17 protein-coding genes and 2 pseudogenes are annotated in these 17,713 nt (G+C 72.4%); 10 read left to right on the forward strand and 9 right to left on the reverse strand.

Annotation, left to right across the window (positions count from 1 at the left end; all coding sequences use genetic code 11):
• Both AB8A24_RS24925 and AB8A24_RS24930 read left to right on the forward strand, forming a co-directional pair.
• Positions 1-98, forward strand: a pseudogene (locus AB8A24_RS24925) (pentapeptide repeat-containing protein); the annotation flags it as partial.
• Positions 99-294: 196 nt separating this feature from the next.
• Positions 295-1,284: pseudogene (locus AB8A24_RS24930) on the forward strand (glycoside hydrolase family 26 protein); the annotation flags it as partial.
• A gap of 40 nt (positions 1,285-1,324) precedes the next feature.
• Here AB8A24_RS24930 and AB8A24_RS24935 read toward each other — a convergent pair.
• From AB8A24_RS24935 to AB8A24_RS24945, 3 genes are read right to left on the reverse strand one after another with little or no spacing between them, the layout of a single operon-like run.
• Entirely contained in the window at positions 1,325-1,828 is a 504-nt protein-coding gene (locus tag AB8A24_RS24935) for a hypothetical protein (protein ID WP_030727511.1), read from the reverse strand.
• A gap of 44 nt (positions 1,829-1,872) precedes the next feature.
• Positions 1,873-2,493 (reverse strand): response regulator transcription factor, encoded by a 621-nt coding sequence (locus AB8A24_RS24940; RefSeq protein WP_328962753.1) that lies wholly within the window; start codon positions 2,491-2,493, stop codon positions 1,873-1,875.
• Positions 2,490-3,674, reverse strand: a complete 1,185-nt coding sequence (locus AB8A24_RS24945; protein ID WP_328962754.1) for a sensor histidine kinase — start codon at positions 3,672-3,674, stop codon at positions 2,490-2,492. Before AB8A24_RS24945 ends, AB8A24_RS24940 begins: the two co-directional genes overlap by 4 nt.
• A 365-nt stretch (positions 3,675-4,039) precedes the next feature.
• Between AB8A24_RS24945 and AB8A24_RS24950 the strand changes: the two genes are divergently transcribed.
• Together AB8A24_RS24950 and AB8A24_RS24955 are read left to right on the forward strand one after the other, a co-directional pair.
• Positions 4,040-4,606: a heme-binding protein gene (locus tag AB8A24_RS24950; protein ID WP_328962755.1), complete on the forward strand. Its 567-nt coding sequence runs from the start codon at positions 4,040-4,042 to the stop codon at positions 4,604-4,606.
• 32 nt (positions 4,607-4,638) lie between these two features.
• Positions 4,639-6,048 (forward strand): M1 family metallopeptidase, encoded by a 1,410-nt coding sequence (locus tag AB8A24_RS24955; RefSeq protein WP_328962756.1) that lies wholly within the window; start codon positions 4,639-4,641, stop codon positions 6,046-6,048.
• Between the two features lie 39 nt (positions 6,049-6,087).
• On the opposite strand, the gene AB8A24_RS24960 is transcribed toward AB8A24_RS24955, so the two are convergent.
• The gene (locus AB8A24_RS24960; protein ID WP_369477713.1) at positions 6,088-6,606 is read right to left on the reverse strand and encodes a GNAT family N-acetyltransferase; all 519 of its coding nucleotides are present in this window, start codon (positions 6,604-6,606) and stop codon (positions 6,088-6,090) included.
• 96 nt (positions 6,607-6,702) lie between these two features.
• The gene (locus AB8A24_RS24965; protein ID WP_030009238.1) at positions 6,703-7,278 is read right to left on the reverse strand and encodes a TerD family protein; all 576 of its coding nucleotides are present in this window, start codon (positions 7,276-7,278) and stop codon (positions 6,703-6,705) included.
• A 188-nt stretch (positions 7,279-7,466) separates the two neighbouring features.
• Between AB8A24_RS24965 and arfB the strand changes: the two genes are divergently transcribed.
• A complete protein-coding gene (arfB, locus tag AB8A24_RS24970) occupies positions 7,467-7,892 on the forward strand; it encodes an alternative ribosome rescue aminoacyl-tRNA hydrolase ArfB (RefSeq protein WP_033223611.1) in 426 nt (141 codons plus the stop codon).
• 63 nt (positions 7,893-7,955) lie between these two features.
• On the opposite strand, the gene AB8A24_RS24975 is transcribed toward arfB, so the two are convergent.
• Complete coding sequence (locus AB8A24_RS24975; protein ID WP_328962758.1) at positions 7,956-8,525, reverse strand: flavin reductase family protein; 570 nt, start codon at positions 8,523-8,525, stop codon at positions 7,956-7,958.
• A 303-nt stretch (positions 8,526-8,828) separates the two neighbouring features.
• On the opposite strand from AB8A24_RS24975, the gene cdgB reads away from it, so the two are divergent.
• Together cdgB and AB8A24_RS24985 are read left to right on the forward strand one after the other, a co-directional pair.
• Positions 8,829-10,595, forward strand: a complete 1,767-nt coding sequence (gene cdgB / locus AB8A24_RS24980; RefSeq protein WP_266352295.1) for a diguanylate cyclase CdgB — start codon at positions 8,829-8,831, stop codon at positions 10,593-10,595.
• Between the two features lie 68 nt (positions 10,596-10,663).
• The gene (locus tag AB8A24_RS24985) at positions 10,664-11,698 is read left to right on the forward strand and encodes a CBM35 domain-containing protein (RefSeq protein WP_328962759.1); all 1,035 of its coding nucleotides are present in this window, start codon (positions 10,664-10,666) and stop codon (positions 11,696-11,698) included.
• A 174-nt stretch (positions 11,699-11,872) separates the two neighbouring features.
• Here the strand turns inward: AB8A24_RS24985 and AB8A24_RS24990 are convergent, their stop codons facing one another.
• The 3 genes from AB8A24_RS24990 to AB8A24_RS25000 all read right to left on the reverse strand — a co-directional run bounded on the left by AB8A24_RS24990 (position 11,873) and on the right by AB8A24_RS25000 (position 14,989).
• Positions 11,873-12,793, reverse strand: coding sequence for a 1-phosphofructokinase family hexose kinase (locus AB8A24_RS24990; RefSeq protein WP_369477714.1), 921 nt, complete (start codon positions 12,791-12,793; stop codon positions 11,873-11,875).
• Between the two features lie 112 nt (positions 12,794-12,905).
• The gene (nagA, locus tag AB8A24_RS24995) at positions 12,906-14,057 is read right to left on the reverse strand and encodes an N-acetylglucosamine-6-phosphate deacetylase (protein ID WP_328962761.1); all 1,152 of its coding nucleotides are present in this window, start codon (positions 14,055-14,057) and stop codon (positions 12,906-12,908) included.
• A complete protein-coding gene (locus AB8A24_RS25000; protein WP_328965929.1) occupies positions 14,057-14,989 on the reverse strand; it encodes an ROK family protein in 933 nt (310 codons plus the stop codon). Before AB8A24_RS25000 ends, nagA begins: the two co-directional genes overlap by 1 nt.
• Positions 14,990-15,165: 176 nt before the next feature.
• Here AB8A24_RS25000 and AB8A24_RS25005 point away from each other — a divergent pair, with 176 nt between their 5' ends.
• Genes AB8A24_RS25005 through otsB form a run of 3 tightly spaced genes read left to right on the forward strand, consistent with a single transcriptional unit; the run spans position 15,166 to position 17,636 of the window.
• Positions 15,166-16,464, forward strand: coding sequence for an extracellular solute-binding protein (locus tag AB8A24_RS25005; protein ID WP_328962762.1), 1,299 nt, complete (start codon positions 15,166-15,168; stop codon positions 16,462-16,464).
• Positions 16,465-16,511: 47 nt separating this feature from the next.
• Positions 16,512-16,748: a DUF3263 domain-containing protein gene (locus AB8A24_RS25010; RefSeq protein ID WP_266383807.1), complete on the forward strand. Its 237-nt coding sequence runs from the start codon at positions 16,512-16,514 to the stop codon at positions 16,746-16,748.
• A 39-nt stretch (positions 16,749-16,787) separates the two neighbouring features.
• Positions 16,788-17,636: a trehalose-phosphatase gene (gene otsB / locus AB8A24_RS25015; protein ID WP_369477715.1), complete on the forward strand. Its 849-nt coding sequence runs from the start codon at positions 16,788-16,790 to the stop codon at positions 17,634-17,636.
• The last annotated feature ends 77 nt before the right edge of the window (positions 17,637-17,713 follow it).

Here is a 17,713-nt window from a genome sequence, read left to right on the forward strand (position 1 = left end):
GGGTGGAGGCGCTGGCCGGGGCGGTGATCAGCCCGGCGCAGCTGTTCGACCTGGCTCCGGCGCTGGCGGCGCAGCTGGGGGTGCGGGTGGTGGCGTAGCCCCGCCGGGGGCAGCGCCACCGGGGGCGCCGCCCGGGGGCCCCGCGCGTCACACGCCGGCGGGGCCGGAGGGGGCCGGGAGTGGGGCGGTTGCGGCGAATGGCCGAGTAGGTGGGTGTCCGGGCGGGCGGGCCGTCGGATGGGGTGCCTAACGTCGCTGGCAGACACATCGGTGCACGAGCCCTGTGGAGGTGTCATGTCCCGTCTGGGCCGCTGGCTGGCGGGGGCCTGCGCGAGTACGGTCGCCGTCGGCCTGCTCATCACGGGGAGCGCCCTCGGTGGGCGGTCGCCGCAGGAGGGTGCCGGGGGTGGCGCGGGGACCGAGGTCCCCGACGTCGCCGTGGGCGCCTATCTCCACTACGGCTCGCCCGGCGTCGAGCGGATGCGGGAGCTGTCGAACTGGCTCGGCGGTACCGAGCTGCGCGCCGGGCACACCTACCTGCCCGGAGACACCTGGGAGAACATCGAGGGGGCACCCGATTCCCTGCGCAGCTGGGCACGGTGGCGCCTGGAGAAGGACGATCGGCTGTTCGTGCTGAACGTGCCCATGCAGGAGCGCAACGAGGCGGGCGTCCCCGACGGCCAGGTCGCCGAGCTGATCCGCTCCGGCGCGCGGGGTGCCAACGACCACCACTTCCGGCGGCTGGCCGAGCGCCTGGTCGAGCTCGGGGTCCCGGACACGGTGATCGTGCTCGGCTGGGAGATGAACGGCTTCGACTACACCCACCGTTGCCGGCCCGACCCCGAGAACTGGAAGACGTACTGGCGGCGCGTCGTGGCTGCCATGCGCTCGGTGGAGGGGCAGCGGTTCCGGTTCGACTTCGCCCCCAATCGTGGCGGTGACGCGATCGCCTGGACCAGCTGCTACCCGGGTGACGACGTGGTCGACGTCATCGGCATGGACTCCTACGACCAGGAGCCCGGCCGTACCTTCGACGAGCAGGTCACCCAGCCCTACGGACTCCAGCAGCACGTCGATTTCGCGCGGGCCCACGGCAAGCGGATCTCGTACCCCGAGTGGGGGCTGTTCCGGCACGGAGACAACCCCGCCTACGTACAGGGCATGCTGGCCTGGTTCGCCGAGCACGAGCCGCTCTACCACAGCATCACCGACTACTGCCCGCACGGCGTGTGGCAGTGCGGCCAGAATCCGCGCTCCGCGCAGGTGTTCCGGGAGTCCCTGTCCGTCGGGTGATCGGACCCCGGCCGGACCCCGGTCGGGCCGGCTACGCCGGGACGCGGGGGAAGCGGGCCTGGAGGGTCCAGATGGCCGGGTTGTCGGCGAGGCCGTCGTGCATGTCGATCAGGTCCGCGATGAGGTCGTGCAGGAAGTCGCGGGCCTCGCGGCGCAGCAGGCGGTGGCTGAAGGTCAGCGGGGCTTCCTCGGCCGGCATCCAGTCGGCCTCGACGTCGACCCACCCGAAGCGGCGCTCGAAGAGCATCCGGTCCGTGGACTCGGTGAAGTCGAGCTCGGCGTACTGCCGGTTCGCGGAGCGGTTGCCGCGGGGGTCCTTGTCGAGCTGTTCGACGATGTCGCACAGCGCCCAGGCGAAGTCCAGTACGGGCACCCATCCCCAGGCTGTGGACACTTCCCGGTCCGCGGTGGTGTCGGCGAGGTACACGTCCCCGCAGAACAGGTCGTGCCGCAGGGTGTGGACGTCCGCGGAGCGGTAGTCGGTCTGCGGGGGGTCCGGGAAACGCCGGGAGAGGGAGTAGCCGATGTCGAGCACGTAGCTGATGGTGTCACGGGTGTCGGGGCCGTTCACCTCCGGTGTCAGGGCAGGAGGCGCTGTTCCTTGGCGACGGAGACGGCGCCCGCGCGGGTGTCGACGCCGAGCTTGTCGTAGATGCGGCCCAGGTGGGTCTTGACGGTGGCCTCGCTGATGAACAGGGCGCGGGCGATGTCGCGGTTGCCCAGGCCCCGGGCCAGCTGGCCGAGGATGTCGAGTTCGCGGTCGGTGAGGGTGGGGCGGGTGCCGCGCATGTGGGCCATGACCCGGCTGGCCACCGGCGCGGACAGGGTGGTGCGGCCCTGGGCCGCGGAGTGGATGGCGGCGAAGAGCTCCTCCGGGCGTTCGGCCTTGAGGAGGTAGCCGGTGGCGCCCGCGCCGATCGCGCGGGTGATGTCCGCGTCGGTGTCGTAGGTGGTGAGGACCAGGACGTGCGGGGGCCGGGCGAGGGCCGTGATGCGCCGGGTGGCTTCGACGCCGTCGATGCCCTCGCCCAGCTGGAGGTCCATCAGGACCACGTCGGGGTGGAGTTTCGCGGCGAGGGCGACGGCTTCCTCGCCGCTGCCCGCCTCGCCGAGGACCTCGATGTCGGGCTCGCTGCCGAGCAGGGCCAGGAGTCCGGCGCGGACCACCACGTGGTCGTCGCAGAGGAGGATCGTGGTCATGGGGCCGGCTCCAGGGGGATGGCCGCGGAGAGGACGGTGCCCTCGCCCGGCGTGGATTCGATCGTCAGGGTGCCGCCGAGCTGGCGGACGCGGGCCCGCATGGCCGGGAGGCCGTGCCCGCGCTCGGCGGCACCGGTACGGGTGCCGTTGCCGGTGCCGGGCTCGGTGAAGCCGTGGCCGTCGTCGGCGATGTCCAGGACGACCTGGTCGCCCAGGAAGCTCAGGGTGAGTGCGGCCGTACGGGCGCCGGAGTGCTCGCGGACGTTGGCCAGCGCGCCCTGGGCTATGCGCAGCAGGGCGGACTGGACGCGGTCGGGGAGCGGGGCGGGGGTGCCTTCGAGGTGGAAGCGGACCTCGATGTCCGGGCCGGCGTCGAGGGAGCGCAGGGCTTCGGCGAGGCCGGCGCCGTCGGCGAGTTCGGACGGGGCCAGGTCGTGGACGAGCCGGCGGGCTTCGGCGAGGCCGTGTGCGGCGATGCCGGTGGCGGTACGGACGTGCGCGCGGGCGGTGGTCGGGTCGGTGTCCCAGGTGCGGTCCGCGGCCTGGAGCAGCATCTGCTGGCTGGACAGGTTCTGGGCGAGGGTGTCGTGGATCTCCATGGACAGCCGCTGCCGTTCGGCGAGGGTGCCTTCGCGGCGTTCGGTGGCGGCCAGCTCGCGGCGGGTGCGGATCAGGTCGTCGATGAGGGTGCGCTGGGCCTGGGCCTGGCGCTCCATGTGGACGAAGACGGCGGTGGCGAGGGCGGCGACGGCGGGCGGGGCCAGGAGGAGGTTGGGGTCGAAGGCCTTGGCCAGTTGGAGCTGGGCGATCACCACGAAGGTGGTGAGGAGGGCCACGAGGACGACGGCGGCGCGCGGCGGGAGGGTGCGCAGGGCGGTGAAGAACAGCGGTACGGCGCACCAGGCGAAGCTCGGCGCGAGGACGACCAGGACCATCCAGGTGGTGACGACCAGGCCGAGCCACAGGAGCCGCCGGGCGGTGGGGGCGGCGCCGAGGGCGGGGCCGAGTACGTAGAGCAGGGCCAGGGTGACGCTGAGGGCGATGATCCACGGGGTGCGGGGTTCGCCGGGGTGGCGGAGCAGGAAGCGGACCACGGAGGCGCCGAGGAGCAGGAAGAACGCGGTGTGGGCGACGGTGGTCAGCGTGCGGGTGTCGTCGCGCGGCGGGGCGGGGTGGCTCACCGGTTGCTCCTGATGTGCGGGTTCGCGTTCATTGTCGCCCGCGGCGCCGCTGCCGGGGCGCCGCCCCGGACCCCGTGCCTCGAACGTCGGCGGGGCTGGATGGTGCCGGCGGCGCCGGGTGGTGCCGACCGGCCTGGGAGGCGCCGGCGGGGCGTGACCAGCCAATACCGCGCCGGAGGCGATCCGCATCGACCGATCGGATGACCCCTGGGTCAGCCGGTGCGGTGGGTGGGGCGAGCCGGTACGGGGACGGGGGGCGGGGGGTTTCGGGCCGAGGCTTGGAGCAGTGAAGGAGCCGGTCCGACCGGCCCGGACCGACCCGATGCCGACCCCGTGCCACCGTGCCACCGTTCTCAGGAGCAGAGATGAACACCCGCACCCGCGTTCTCACCGGTACCGCCCTCGCCGTCGCCCTGGGCGCCGGAGCCTTCGGTGCCGTGAGCGCCGCCGCGACCCCCGCCTCCGACGTCGCCGCGGCGTCCGTCGCCTCGGTCTCCTCGAAGAAGGACGGGCCGGCCGACAAGAACTTCACCACGACGACGCACCTCACCGTCGACGCCGCGACCCGCGCCGCCCAGGCCGCGCTGAAGGCCGCCGAGTCCGAGAACCAGAAGGTGACGGTCGCCGTCGTCGACCGCAACGGCAACACCATCGTCACCCTGCGCGGCGACGGCGCGGGTCCGCAGTCCTACGAGTCGGCGCAGCGCAAGGCCTTCACCGCCGTGTCCTGGAACGCGCCGACCTCGGTGCTCGTGGGCCGCCTCGCCCAGACCCCGAACCTGAAGGACATTCCCGGCACCCTCTTCCTCGGCGGTGGCACCCCGGTCCAGGCGAACGGCGCGCCCGTCGCCGGTGTCGGTGTGGCCGGTGCCCCGAGCGGTGACCTGGACGAGAAGTTCGCCAAGGCGGGCGTGGACGCGCTCGGCAAGTAGCCCGCGGAGCCCGGCCGCCTAGGATCGGGTGCGTGGAACTCCGCGCTCTCTCCCGCCTCGCCGCCCCCGCCGTCGCCGCCCTGCTCGCCCTCACCACGGGGTGTACGGGGGACACGGTGCAGGGGCGGCCGGGTGCGTCGGGGCTGCGTGATCCGTACTTCCCCCGGGCCGGGAACGGCGGCTACCAGGTCGACCACTACGCGCTGGACCTGGACTACGACCCCGCCGACGGGCAGCTGCACGGTACGGCCGTGATCACCGCCCGCGCCGAGCAGGCGCTCAGCTCCTTCAACCTGGACTTCAGCGGCCTGAACGTCGAGGGCGTGACCGTCCAGGGCGAGGGGGCCCGGTACAACCGGACCGGCAACGAGCTGACGGTGCGGCCCGCCGAGGACCTGGAGAAGGGCGAGGTCTTCCGTACGGAGGTCGACTACAGCGGGAAGCCGAAGCCCCTCGCGGATCCGGACGGCTCCAAGGAGGGCTGGATCACCACGGAGGACGGCGCGGTCGCCGTCGGTGAGCCGCTCGGTTCGATGACCTGGTTCCCCGGCAACCACCACCCCAGTGACAAGGCCGCGTACGACATCACCATCACCGTTCCGCGCGGCTACGAGGCGGTGTCGAACGGCGAGCTGCGTTCCCGCGTCGAGGGCACGGACGGGCGGACCGTGTTCGCCTGGCACAGCCCGGAGCCGATGGCGAGCTATCTGGCGACCGCGGCCATCGGGCGGTACAAGGTGACAACCGGGCGGACGCCCTCGGGGGTCGGCCTCTACAGCGCGGTGGCGCCCGGGGAGGATGCGGCGGGTGGCGGTCCGCTCGGGCGGCTGTCGGAGATGGTGGAGTGGGGCAGCGGCCGGTTCGGCCCGTATCCCTTCGCCTCGGCGGGTGCGATCGTGGTGCCCGCCGGGACCCTCGGCTACGCGCTGGAGACCCAGGGCCGGCCCGTCTACCCCGGCGCGCCGAGCGAGGAGCTCGTCGTGCACGAGCTCGCGCACCAGTGGTTCGGCGATTCGGTGTCGCCGAAGTCCTGGAAGGACATGTGGCTCAACGAGGGTTTCGCGACCTACGCCGAGTGGCTGTGGGCCGAGGACCACGGCGGGCCCACGGCGCAGGAGCACTTCGAAGCCTTCCGGACCGGTGATACGGACGTCGACCAGGACGCCGACGTCGACTGGGCCGCGTTCCCGCCCGCCGACCCGCCCGGAGCCCAGGACATCTCCGCGGATCCGGTGTACTACCGCGGCGCGATGGTCCTGCACCGGATCCGGCAGGAGGTGGGCGACGAGAAGTTCTTCGCCCTGGTGCGCGGCTGGGCCGAGGACCACCGGCACAAGAACGCGAGCACGGCCGACTTCACCGCCTACGCCGAGGAGAAGACGGGGCGGGACCTGAAGAAGGTCTGGGACGTGTGGCTGTACGGGAGGGCTCGCCCCGCGTAGGGGCGGGGTCCGCGGCGGGGACCCCGCCACGCGGACCCGCTACGGGGCTTCGAGCGGCTTGCGCAGCACGGTGCAGGCGCGGCCCCTCTCGCGGTCCTCGGCCCGGCGCAGGGGGACGTACCCCTGGGACTGCCAGAAGGCGAGGGCCTCGGGGTTGTCGTCGAGTACGGCGATCCGTACGCCCGTGCGTCCGACGGCGCGGAAGCGGTCCTCGATCAGGGTGGCCACGGCGCGGCCGTATCCCTCGCGGTGCGCGGTGGCGTCGATGAGCAGCAGGCCGATCCACGGGTCCGGGTCGTCGTCGGCGGGTGCCTGCGCGAGCGTGGCGGCCAGCCCGACGAGGCGGCCGGCGGACCGGGCGAGGAGCACCTCGGCGCTGTCGTGGGCGAGTTCACCGGCGAGTGCTTCGGCGACCTGTTCGACCGTGATGCGGTTCGGGTCGGGGAAGTCTCCGCTGAGTTCGAAGAACGCGTGGTTCGTCGAGTAGAGGGCGGCGATCTCGGTGAGTACCGGGCCGGGAAGGGCGCCGTCGACGGGGACGAGCGGTTGCAGGATCACCTGTGAACGGTAGCGAAACCCCCTCCCCGGACGGCCGGGAGGGGGCTTCACCTGCGCTGGTGTCCGGCGGCTGCCGGACCTCGCGGTCCTGGGGACTCAGACGTTGACGCCGAAGTCCTGCGCGATGCCCGTGAGGCCGGAGGCGTAACCCTGGCCGACCGCGCGGAACTTCCACTCGGCGCCGTTGCGGTAGAGCTCGCCGAAGACCATGGCGGTCTCGGTGGCCGCGTCCTCGGAGAGGTCGTAGCGGGCGATCTCGGCGCCGCCGGCCTGGTTCACGACGCGGATGTACGCGTTGCGGACCTGGCCGAAGTTCTGGCTGCGGGCCTCGGCGTCGTAGATGGAGACCGGGAAGACGATCTTGTCCACGTCGGCCGGCAGGCCGGCGAGGTTGACGTTGATGGCCTCGTCGTCGCCCGCGCCCTCGCCGGTGCGGTTGTCACCGGTGTGGACGATGGTCTGGTCCGGGGTGGACTTGTTGTTGAAGAAGACGAAGTGGCCGTCGGAGACGACCTTGCCCGTCGGGTTGACCGCGATCGCCGAGGCGTCGAGGTCGAAGTCGACACCGGTCGTCGTACGGACGTCCCAGCCGAGGCCGACCGTGACGGCAGCGAGGCCCGGGGCCTCCTTCGAGAGCGAGACGTTGCCGCCCTTGGACAGGCTGACAGCCATGGGAATGTCCCTTTCCTCATCCAACATGCACGTACAGGCGGTCAAACTACCGCTGCCTCCTATAACGCGACGAGAGGCCGGTCGGGTTCCCGTCGTGAATTGTCCGTGACGGCGAATCTCCGCGGGCCGTGTGCGCGGGGCGGTAAATACGGGTGACGGCGGCCGGGGCGGGGGCGGATCATAGGGGCATGCCTGGTCCCTATGTCATCCGCGGTTCGGTCGTGCTCCCCGAGGGAGAGCTCGCCTGGCGGTTCTCGCGATCCTCGGGGCCCGGCGGTCAGCACGTGAACACCTCGGACTCGCGCGCGGAGCTGCTGTTCGACCTGGCGGCCACCAAGGCGCTGCCCGAGGTGTGGAAGGAGCGGGCGCTGGAGCGGCTCGCGGGGAAGCTGGTGGACGGGGTCGTGACCGTACGGGCCTCCGAGCACCGCTCGCAGCTGCGCAACCGGGAGATGGCGCTGGTCCGGCTGGCCTCCCTGCTGGCCGAGGCGACGGCGCCGCCGCCGAAGCAGCGCCGGGCGACGAAGATCCCGCGCGGGATCAACGAGCGCCGGCTGCGGGAGAAGAAGGCGCGGGCCGAGACCAAGCGGGGCCGTACGGGCCGGGACTGGTAGCCTCCGCCCGTGCCCGTCTTACGTGTCCTACCCGCCCCGGCAGCCCTGGCAGCCCCACGGGCCCTACGAGCCCAGGTGCCTGTAGCGTCCGCGGAAGTACGTGAGCGGCTGCCCGTCCGGGGACGGCAGGCCGGCCGTCAGGACCCGGCCGACGACCAGGGTGTGGTCGCCCGCCTCGACGCGGTTCTCCGTACGGCATTCCAGGGTGGCCAGGGCGCCGCTCAGCAGGGGTGCGCCGGAGGCCTCGCCGCGTACGTGGGGCAGGTCGGCGAAGAGCAGCCGGTCGCTGATCCGGCCCTTCATCGCGAAGCGGCCCGCGACCTGGAGTTGGTGGTCGGCGAGGACCGACACCGCCCACAGGGGCTGTTCCGCCAGCAGGTCGTCCATCCGGGAGCCCTCGCGCAGGCTCACCAGGACCAGCGGCGGGTCCAGGGACACGGAGAGGAAGGCGGTCGCCGTCATGCCGACGTCCTCGCCGCGTGGGCCGTCCGCCGTCAGCGGGGGCTCGTGCGCGGTGATCAGGCATACGCCCGCCGCCAGCCGGGCCATCGCGGCCCGGAACTCGTCATTGCTCACTCCCTCAGCATGGGGGGTTCCTTGGGGCGCGGTGGGTACGGGGGTCGTCTTCAGCACGTTGAGAACGCTAATCTCGCCCTTCCGCGTCGTACATCGGGCCTTGGTCCGAGTCGCGTCCCCGCCCCTTGGCCTAGGCCCGGGCGTATCGTTTGCTCTCGGGAATGTGAGGGAGCGCTCCCAGTCGTGCACGACCCCACGGCGCACCGATATTCACCTGATGTGACTTGAGTCACAGAGGGCAAGATTTGTTGACCCTGTGTACCTGCCGCACAGCTCACTGTGATTCAGTGGACGGGACACCGCAACGAAACGCCGATGACAAACCTGGAGTTGCTGTCGAGGTCTCGGGGAGAGCGAGCAATGGAGACCGAGTCGGAGCCGTACGTCCGTCTTGCGACCCTGCGGCAGCTGCACCGGGTGGTGGCCGAGCTCAACACGGCCCGGAGCCTGGCGGACACTCTGCAGACCGTCGTGGACGGCATCGTCGTGGGCCTCGGCTACGAACTCGCCTGTGTCAACCTCGTTCGCCCGGACGGTGATCTCGTCGTCGCCGCCTTCGCCGGCGACCCCGCCGCGGAGGCCCTCATCACCGGCCGCGTCGGCTCCCGTGCCTCCTGGGAACGCCGCCTGACGATGGGTGAGAACTGGGACGGGCTCAGGTTCATCCCGCACACCGAGGGCTGGGTCCTCATGGAGGACGACGTCCCCCAGTGGCACACCGACGGCCCCGATCCGCGGTTCGAGGACGAGTGGCACCCCGAGGACCGGCTCTACGCCCCCATGTATGCGTCCGGCGGGGAACTTCTGGGTGTCATTTCGGTGGACAGACCGCGCAACGGCCGCCGGCCCGGCGCCTGGGGCCGCGAAGCGCTCCAGATGTACGCCTTCCAGGCGGCGATTGCGATCAGCAATGCCAGGCTCCGGGCGAACATGCAGCGCGCCCTCGTCCGGCTGGAGCGCGAGCAACAGGCGCTGCGGGCCAGTGAAGAGTCGTTCCGCCAGGCCTTCGAGTACGCGCCCAGCGGCATGGCCATCGCCGAGATGGGCGGGGACCAGCACGGCCGGCTGCTGCGGACCAACGACGCGCTGTGCCGGCTGCTCGGCCGGCCCGCCTCCGTCCTGCGCCGCTACTCCTTCTCCGACCTGGTCCACCCCGAGGACATCGGCACCCTGCTGCGCACCTCCGCCGAGGGCGGCCGGGCCGAGCTGCGCCTGGGCCGCCGCGACGGCACGTATGTATGGGTCTCGCTGCGCAACTCCGTCGTCGCCGACGCCGCCGACGGACCCCGGTTCCTGCTCACGCACGTCGAGGACATCGAGGAGCGCAAGCGGCACGAGCTCCAGCTCGCCCATCGGGCCAGCCACGACTCGCTGACCGGCCTGCCCAACAGCGCCGAACTGCGGGCCCGGCTCGGGGCCCGGCTGTGCCGTAGGCCACAGTCCGTACGGGCCAGTGCCATCGAGGCGCTGGACGCGGCCTTCGAAGGGCGGGACGGATACGACGGCCACGCGGCGCACGGGGGCCACGCGGCACACGCCGGACACGACGGGCACCCGGTGGGGGCGGAGGCGGGTGGTGCCGGTGAGCACGGGTTTCAAGTCGACGGCCCCGACCGGTACCCCGGGGCCGACCCCTTCGAATTCCCCGGGGCACCGCCCGCCCCCTCGGACGGTCCGTACGACCACCACGTACACACGGTGGCGCCCGCGACCGACATCGACGACGGGACGAAGGGGCTCGCGGTCCTCTTCTGCGACCTGGACGGCTTCAAGTCGATCAACGACCGGTTCGGGCACCACACCGGCGACGCGGTCCTGATCGAGGTCGCCCGGCGGCTGACGACCGGCGTCAGGGACGGTGACACCGTCGCCCGGCTGGGTGGTGACGAATTCGTCGTCCTGGCCGACGGCCTGGGTGCCGCCGACGCCGCCGACCTCGCGGTCCGGCTGCGCAACGCGATCATCCCGCCGATCCGGGTGGACGGCCGTGCGGTGCGGGTCGGGGCCAGTTTCGGCATCGGCTGGGCCAGCTGCGGGATGTCGGCCGACGAGGTGCTGCGCTCCGCCGACCAGCGGATGTACATCGAGAAGAGGTCCCGGTCGAAGGCCCATCGCCGGGCGGGATGATCCGGTCTGCCGCTCGTGGGCGCACGTGTTCGGGGTAGGCTCCCGTGGGTCGAAAGGAGTGACCTGCGATGACGACGCCCGCGAACAACGGCCCGCACGGTGGGGCGAACAAGCCCGAGGACGACGATCCGTTCGGCTATCTCTACGAGGATGGCCAGGCGGCCGGAGCCACCCCGCCCGCATCGGGCGGTGGATATGGGTACCCGGGCTCGTCGGTCGGTGGTCACCCCGGACCTCAGCCCGGCGTCCCCCGCACCTCGCACCACCAGGTGCGTACGGTCGGCGAGCGCAGGAACGGAGGCCAGCGCGGTCCCGTCCCGCACCAGCAGGGCCCCGCGCAGCAGGCTCCTGGCTACCAGGCCCAGTACCAGGCCCCGGAAGCCCTTCAGGCGGGCGGTTACGCCGTTCCGGCGCAGCAGACGCAGACGGTCGCGCAGCCGGGCGGCCACGGCGGTGGTCGTGGCGGTGGCGGCGGCTCCAGCCGGCGCGGTCTGCTGATCGCGGCCGTCGCCGTGGTCGCGGTGGTCGTGATCGGCATCGTCGCGGCCCTGCAGTTCGGCGACAAGGACAAGGGCAAGGGACAGCCCACCGCGAACGATGGCCAGCAGTCGGCGGCCCCCCAGAACCCGGCCAGTCAGGCCCCGAGCAGCCCGAAGCCCTCGCAGGCCCCGCTGCCGAAGGGCGAGGCGGCCGGTGCGGGCATGGTGCTGACCGGTGGTGCGCGGCTGGAGAGCACGGTGCCCGGTTCGAAGAGCTCGGGCGGCCAGTACGTCGCCGGGTTCAACCAGCCCGGTGCGGCGCTCACCTGGACGGTGGACGTGCCGGAGGCGGGCGAGTACACGCTGTTCGTCAACTACGGCGTTCCCGGCAAGCCCGGCAAGGCGACCCTCACGGTCAACGGTCAGAGCCCGAACCAGTCGCTGAACCTGGACAACTTCGCCAAGGCGGCGGACGGTGCCTGGGACAAGGGCTGGACGCGCACCTTCGCGTGGATCACCCTCAAGAAGGGCTCGAACGCGATGAAGATCTCGTGCGAGCCCGGCAACCAGTGCGACGTGGTCTTCGACCAGCTGGAGCTGGCCGGGGGGCACGTCAGGCGCTGACGGCGGGGACGGACGCCCCTCCTCGGAACGAATCAGGCTCTGCCGCGCATGCGGCAGAGCCTGATTCCGTTGAGGCCTCACGCCGCGGAAGAGGCGTCACGAGTGCGGTCCGCACAGCGCTTTGACGGATCCTCGGTCACATCCGCGGAGCGGTCTCGCAGCTGTCGGCCGCCGTCAAACGCCGGCGGTGACGCGTACGGCGCGCCGCAGTTCCTCGTAGACGCCCGGGTCGAACGCTCCCGCCGTCGGGGCGAGGACCGTGGCCGCCGAGAGGGCGACCGCGCGGGTGAGGCGTTCCGGCCAGTCCAGGCCCTCCGCGAGCGCGGACAGCAGGCCGGCGACCGCGGAGTCCCCGGCTCCGGTGGGGTTGCCGGACAGCCGGCGCGGCGGGGCCGCCTGCCACGAGCCCTCGGCGGTGGCCGCCAGCAGGCCGTCCGGGCCGAGCGAGGTGACCACCGCGTGGGCGCCCCGGCGGCGGGCGTCGCGGGTGGCGGGGAGCGGGTCGCGGGATCCGGTGAGTTCGGCCAGTTCGACGGCGTTCGGCTTGATGATCTCCGGACGGGCGGCGACCCCGCGGCGCAGGGCCTCGCCGCTGGTGTCCAGCAGGACGGGCACCCCGGCCGCCCGGGCCGACCGTACGAGCAGCGCGTACGCGCCCACCGGCACGCCGGGCGGGAGGCTGCCGCACAGGGCGACGGCGCGGGCGCCGCGCACCAGGTCCTCGTAGTGGGCGAGGAACCGCGACCACTCCGCGGCGGTGATCAGCGGGCCCGGCTCGTTGAACTGCGTGGTGTCGCCGGAGGCCGCGTCGGCCACCGCGACCGTGCGCCGGGTGTTGCCGGAGCAGGGCACCAGGGCGTCGACCACTCCCGGGGAGCGCGCGAGCAGCCCCCGTACGACAGAGCCGACCGGGCCGCCGGCGAAGCCGGTCGCCGTGACCTCGTGGCCGAGGGCGGCCAGGACGTGGGCGACGTTGATCCCCTTGCCGCCGGCGCGTTCGGTGACGGCGGAGACCCGGTGCGAGGCGTGCGGGAGCAGGCGCGGCACTTGGTACGTGACGTCGAGCGCGGTGTTGAGCGTCACGGTAAGGATCATGGGCACTCCCGGGTCTGATGCTGCCGGGATCATGCCAAACACAAGGCGGTCGGCCCAGTCCTCGGGCCGGCCGTTTTCCCTGGATGTGACCGCTCGGCCGTCAGATCGGCGGTCAGGAGGGCGGGTTGACGATCCATTCGCCGCGCCGCATGACGCCCTTCACGTCGAACGCGGCGTCCAGCACGACGAGGTCCGCGTACTTGCCGGGCTCCAGCGAGCCGATCTCGTCGTACAGGCCGATCAGCTTGGCCGGGTTGGCGGAGATCGCCTGGACCACGGACTCTACGGGCAGCTTGTCGAGGGTCACCGAGCGCTTGAAGGCGGTGTCCAGGGTCAGCGTCGAGCCGGCGATGGAGCCGCCCTCCACCAGTCGTGCCACGCCGTTCTTGACCTCGACCTCCAGCGGGCCGAGGTGGTAGGTCCCGTCACCGAAACCGGCCGCGTCCATCGCGTCGGTGATCAGTGCGACGCGGTGCGCGCCCGCGTGGTGGAAGGCCAGTTCCAGGGCCGCCGGGTGCAGGTGGGTGCCGTCGTTGATGAGCTCGACGGTGATCCGCTCGTCCTCCAGCAGCGCGGCGATCGGGCCGGGTTCGCGGTGGGCGAGGGGCGGCATCGCGTTGAAGAGGTGGGTGGCCACGGTCGCGCCCGCGTCGATGGCGGCGCGTGTCTGCTCGTACGTGGCGTCCGTGTGGCCGATCGCCGCGATGACCCCGTGCTCGGCGAGCAGCCGTACGGAGTCCAGGCCGCCCGGCAGTTCGGTGGCGAGGGTGAACATGCGGGCGGCGCCGTGCGCGGCGTCGATCAGCTTGCGGACCTCGGCCGGGTCGGGGTCGCGCAGCAGGTCCTCCTTGTGCGCGCCCTTGCGGCAGGGGTTGATGAACGGCCCCTCGAAGTGGATGCCGGCGATCTCACCCGCTTGCGTCAGCTCGGCGAGCAGGGCGGCGCGGCGGGCCAGTTCGTCCAGGTCCCCGGTGACGGTGGAGGCGACCAGGGTGGTGGTGCCGTGCTCGCGGTGGGTGCGGACACCCTTGAGGACGTCCTCGGCGGTGCCGGAGGTGAACGAGGCGCCGCCGCCACCGTGGTTGTGGATGTCGACGAAGCCGGGGACGACCCAGTGCCCGGACAGGTCGACGGTCCGCGCGCCCTCGTGGGCGCTGCCGGCGATCCGGTCGCCGTCGACGATGACCCTTCCGCCCGCCACCGTTCCGGTGGGCAGCACCACCCTGGCGCCCGAAAGAACAGTGCTGTGTGCGCTTCCGGACATCAGGCCGGTACCTCCGTGGCGAGTAGGTCCCAGGCGAGCAGCCCTGCGCCCAGGCATCCGGCGGTGTCCCCGAGGGCCGCCGGCACGATGTGGGGGAGCCGCTGGAACGTCACGCGCTCCTCCACGGCCGTCCGTAGCGGTGTGAACAAGGTTTCCCCGGCCTCCGCGAGCCCGCCACCGATGATCAGCGTGCGCGGGTCCAGCAGGGTGATGGCGGTGACCAGTCCGTCGGCGAGGGCACCGACGGCGGCCAGCCAGACCTCCTGGGCGCGCGGGTCCCCGGAGGCGACAGCCTTGGCGCAGTCGGCGGCGTCGGCGTCCGGGTCGCCGGAGGCGGCCGCCCAGGCGCGGCTGACGGCCGCGGCGGAGGCGAGTGTCTCCAGGCAGCCGCGCTGGCCGCAGCCGCATGCGGGACCGCCCGGGCGGACCACGATGTGCCCGATCTCGCCCGCGTAGCCGTGGGCGCCGGCCTCGATGCGGCCGGCGATGCCGATGGCTCCGGCGATGCCGGTGCCGAGCGGGACGAACAGGAAGCGGTCGGCGCCCCGGCCCGCGCCGATGCGGCCCTCGGCGAGTCCGCCCGTGCGCACGTCGTGGCCGAGGGCCACGGGGATGCCGCCGAGGCGGCTGCTGAGCAGGGCGCGCATCGGTACGTCGCGCCAGCCCAGGTTCGCCGCGTAGACGGCGATGCCGTTCTCGGCGTCGACGATGCCCGGGACGGCGACGCCGGCGGCCGAGGCGGGCCGTCCGAAGCGTTCCCGGCCGGTGTCGAGCAGTTCGGCGGCGAAGTCCTGGATCGTCTCGACGACGGCGTCGGGGCCACGCTCGCGGCCGGTGGCCCGGCGCGCCTCGTGGAGCAGGGTGCCGTCGTCGGCGACGAGGGCGGCCTTCATCCCGGTGCCGCCCACATCGAGGGCGATGACGTGTTTCACGGATTTCACAGAGACAGTCTCGCGTGCTCGGCGGGGAAAGGTCTAGTCCAATGGGGGAGATTGTTGAGCGGCCATACAAATTCGGGACCCCAGCCGGGAGCCCGATGTGGACGAGCCGCCAAAGTGGTGTAGACCTTACGTGGATCGTACGTACAAGAAGGGGTGGATGGAGAACTGTGAAGGGCCGTTACCTGAGCCTGGCCGCTTCCGGCGCCGCGCTGTGCCTGACTGCCGTGACGCTGACGGGCTGCGGAGCCATCGGCGGACTCACCGGAGACAACGAGGTGACCCTCCGGGTCGTGGCGGCCGACTACGGGGACAATCCGCAGAACTCCTCCGAGGCCTACTGGAAGGACCTCGCCGCGGGCTTCGAGAAGGCCAACCCCGGCACCAAGGTCGAGGTCAGCGTCTACTCCTGGTCCGAGGTCGACGCCAAGGTCGCCGAGATGGTCAAGGCCGGCAAGGCCCCCGACATAGCCCAGATCGGCGCCTACTCCGACTACGCGGCCGCCGGCAAGCTGTACTCGGCGGAAGAGCTGCTCTCCGTGAAGACCGAGGCCGACTTCCTCGGCCCGCTCGCCGACGCCGGCAAGGTCAAGCAGGTCCAGTACGGCATGCCCTTCGTCTCCAGCACCCGGCTGCTCTTCTACAACGAGAAGCTGCTCGCCGACGCCGGCGTGATCGGCAAGGACGCCAAGGGCTGGCAGCCGAAGAGCTGGGCGGACCTCGAAGCCGCCGCCAAGAAGCTCAAGGCCGCGAACGTGCCCACCCCCTTCGCGGTCCCGCTGGGCCGCGAGGAGGCGCAGGCCGAGACGATGATGTGGATGCTCGCGGGCGGTGGCGGCTACACCGACAACGAGGAGTCCTACGCGATCGACTCCGCCCCCAACGTCAAGGCGCTGGAGTTCCTGCGGGACAAGATGGTCGGCCAGGGACTGACCGGACCCGTGGAGCCCGGCAAGCTGGACCGGCAGGTCGCCTTCGACGGCTTCACCAAGGGCGAGGTCGGCATGCTCAACGGGCACCCGACGCTGCTCAAGCAGGCCGCGGCCAAGGGCGTGAAGTTCGGCATGGTGCCGCTGCCCACCTCCGACGGCAGCGACCAGCCCGCGATGGGCGTCGCCGACTGGGTCATGGCCTTCAAGAACGGCCACCGCCAGCAGTCCGGCAAGTTCCTGGACTTCCTGTACCAGCCGAAGAACGTGACGGCCTTCACCGAGAAGTACGACCTGCTGCCCGCCACCACCAGCGGCTACCAGGCCAAGCAGGCCGCCACCGGGGGCTCGTCGGTGCAGCTGAAGCCCTTCCTCGCGGCACTGCCCAGCTCCCGGCTGTACCCGGTCGGCAAGAAGTCCTGGGCGGGCGTCAGCGAGGACATCAAGCAGAACATCGGCAAGACCGTCCAGCCCGGCGGACAGCCCGCGAAGGTCCTGGAGCAGATCGCCACGGCCGCCCGCGCGTCCGACCCGCGCTGACCGGTGGCGGCGGGCAGGCTGTCAGAGCACGGCGTTAATCTGGCCGTATGACGGACGAGGGGCAGTTGACGGCCACGGAGGCCGCGGTGCTCGCGTACGAGGGACGTACCTGGCCCGGGCCCGGAGCCAAGGAACGGGCCATACGCGAAGGGCTGGGGATGACCCCCGTCCGCTACTACCAGCTGCTCAACGCGCTCATGGACGACCCGCGGGCGCTGGCCCACGCCCCGGGCACGGTCAACCGGCTGCGCAGGATCCGCGAGGGCCGGCGAGCCCGGCGATAGCCGTAGCCGTCCCACGGCCGGCCCGTTAGGGTCGTGCGTATGGGGAGCCATCCGCACGACCTGCCGATGCCCGTCACCGCTGCCGGACGCGAGGGACTCGAAGCCCTCCTCCGCATACCTCGCCGGTCCGTGGTCGCCCTGGACTTCGACGGCACCCTCGCCGACATCGTCCCGGACCCGGACCAGGCCCGAGCCCACCCCGGAGCCGTCCCGGCCCTGTCCGCACTCGCTCCCGAGGTCGACTCGGTGGCCGTGATCACCGGCCGGCCGGCGGGCGTCGCCGTCCGCTACGGGGGCTTCGCCGGGGTCCCCGGCCTGCAGCACCTGGTCGTCCTCGGCCACTACGGAGCCGAACGGTGGGACGCCGTCAGCGGCATCGTCCACGCGCCCGCCGAGCACCCCGGGGTGGCGGCGGTCCGGGCGGAGCTGCCGGGGTTCCTGGACTCGATCGGGGCCTGGCGCGGCACATGGATCGAGGAGAAGGGCCGGGCGCTGGCCGTGCACACCCGGCGGGCGGAGGATCCGGCGGCGGCCTTCGCGGCGCTGCGGGAGCCGCTGGCGGCCCTCGCGGCGCGGCACGGGCTGATGGTCGAGCCGGGGCGGGCGGTGCTGGAGCTTCGGCCGCCGGGCATGGACAAGGGCGTCGCGCTGACCGAGTTCCTGGCGGAGCGGGACGCGGAGGCGGTGCTGTACGCGGGCGACGACCTGGGTGACCTGGCGGCGTTCGCGGCGGTGGAGAAGGGCCGTACGGACGGCCTGCCGGGGCTGCTGGTGTGCAGTGGCTCCGCGGAGGTCCCCGAGCTCGCCGCCCGGGCCGACCTGGTCCTCCCCGGCCCGGGCCCGGTCGCCGCCTTCCTGGCCGCCCTGGCCGAGGCCATCCGTACCTGACCGTCCGCTGCGGGGGCGCCGCCCCCGGACCCCCGCGCCTCAAACGCCGGCGAGGCTGGATTTGCGGGGCTCCGGCC

Origin of the sequence: Streptomyces sp. BF23-19, assembly GCF_041106355.1 — a bacterium.
Taxonomy (GTDB): Bacteria; Actinomycetota; Actinomycetes; order Streptomycetales; family Streptomycetaceae; genus Streptomyces; species Streptomyces virginiae_A.

Excerpts from the sequence above, each read along its gene's own strand:
- AB8A24_RS24940 (WP_328962753.1), bottom strand. The coding sequence starts at position 2,493 with ATGACCACGATCCTCCTCTGCGACGACCACGTGGTGGTCCGCGCCGGA.
- AB8A24_RS24950 (WP_328962755.1), top strand. The coding sequence starts at position 4,040 with ATGAACACCCGCACCCGCGTTCTCACCGGTACCGCCCTCGCCGTCGCC.
- AB8A24_RS24965 (WP_030009238.1), bottom strand. The coding sequence starts at position 7,278 with ATGGCTGTCAGCCTGTCCAAGGGCGGCAACGTCTCGCTCTCGAAGGAG.
- arfB (WP_033223611.1), top strand. The coding sequence starts at position 7,467 with ATGCCTGGTCCCTATGTCATCCGCGGTTCGGTCGTGCTCCCCGAGGGA.
- cdgB (WP_266352295.1), top strand. The coding sequence starts at position 8,829 with ATGGAGACCGAGTCGGAGCCGTACGTCCGTCTTGCGACCCTGCGGCAG.
- AB8A24_RS24985 (WP_328962759.1), top strand. The coding sequence starts at position 10,664 with ATGACGACGCCCGCGAACAACGGCCCGCACGGTGGGGCGAACAAGCCC.
- AB8A24_RS24990 (WP_369477714.1), bottom strand. The coding sequence starts at position 12,793 with ATGATCCTTACCGTGACGCTCAACACCGCGCTCGACGTCACGTACCAA.
- nagA (WP_328962761.1), bottom strand. The coding sequence starts at position 14,057 with ATGTCCGGAAGCGCACACAGCACTGTTCTTTCGGGCGCCAGGGTGGTG.
- AB8A24_RS25010 (WP_266383807.1), top strand. The coding sequence starts at position 16,512 with ATGACGGACGAGGGGCAGTTGACGGCCACGGAGGCCGCGGTGCTCGCG.
- otsB (WP_369477715.1), top strand. The coding sequence starts at position 16,788 with ATGGGGAGCCATCCGCACGACCTGCCGATGCCCGTCACCGCTGCCGGA.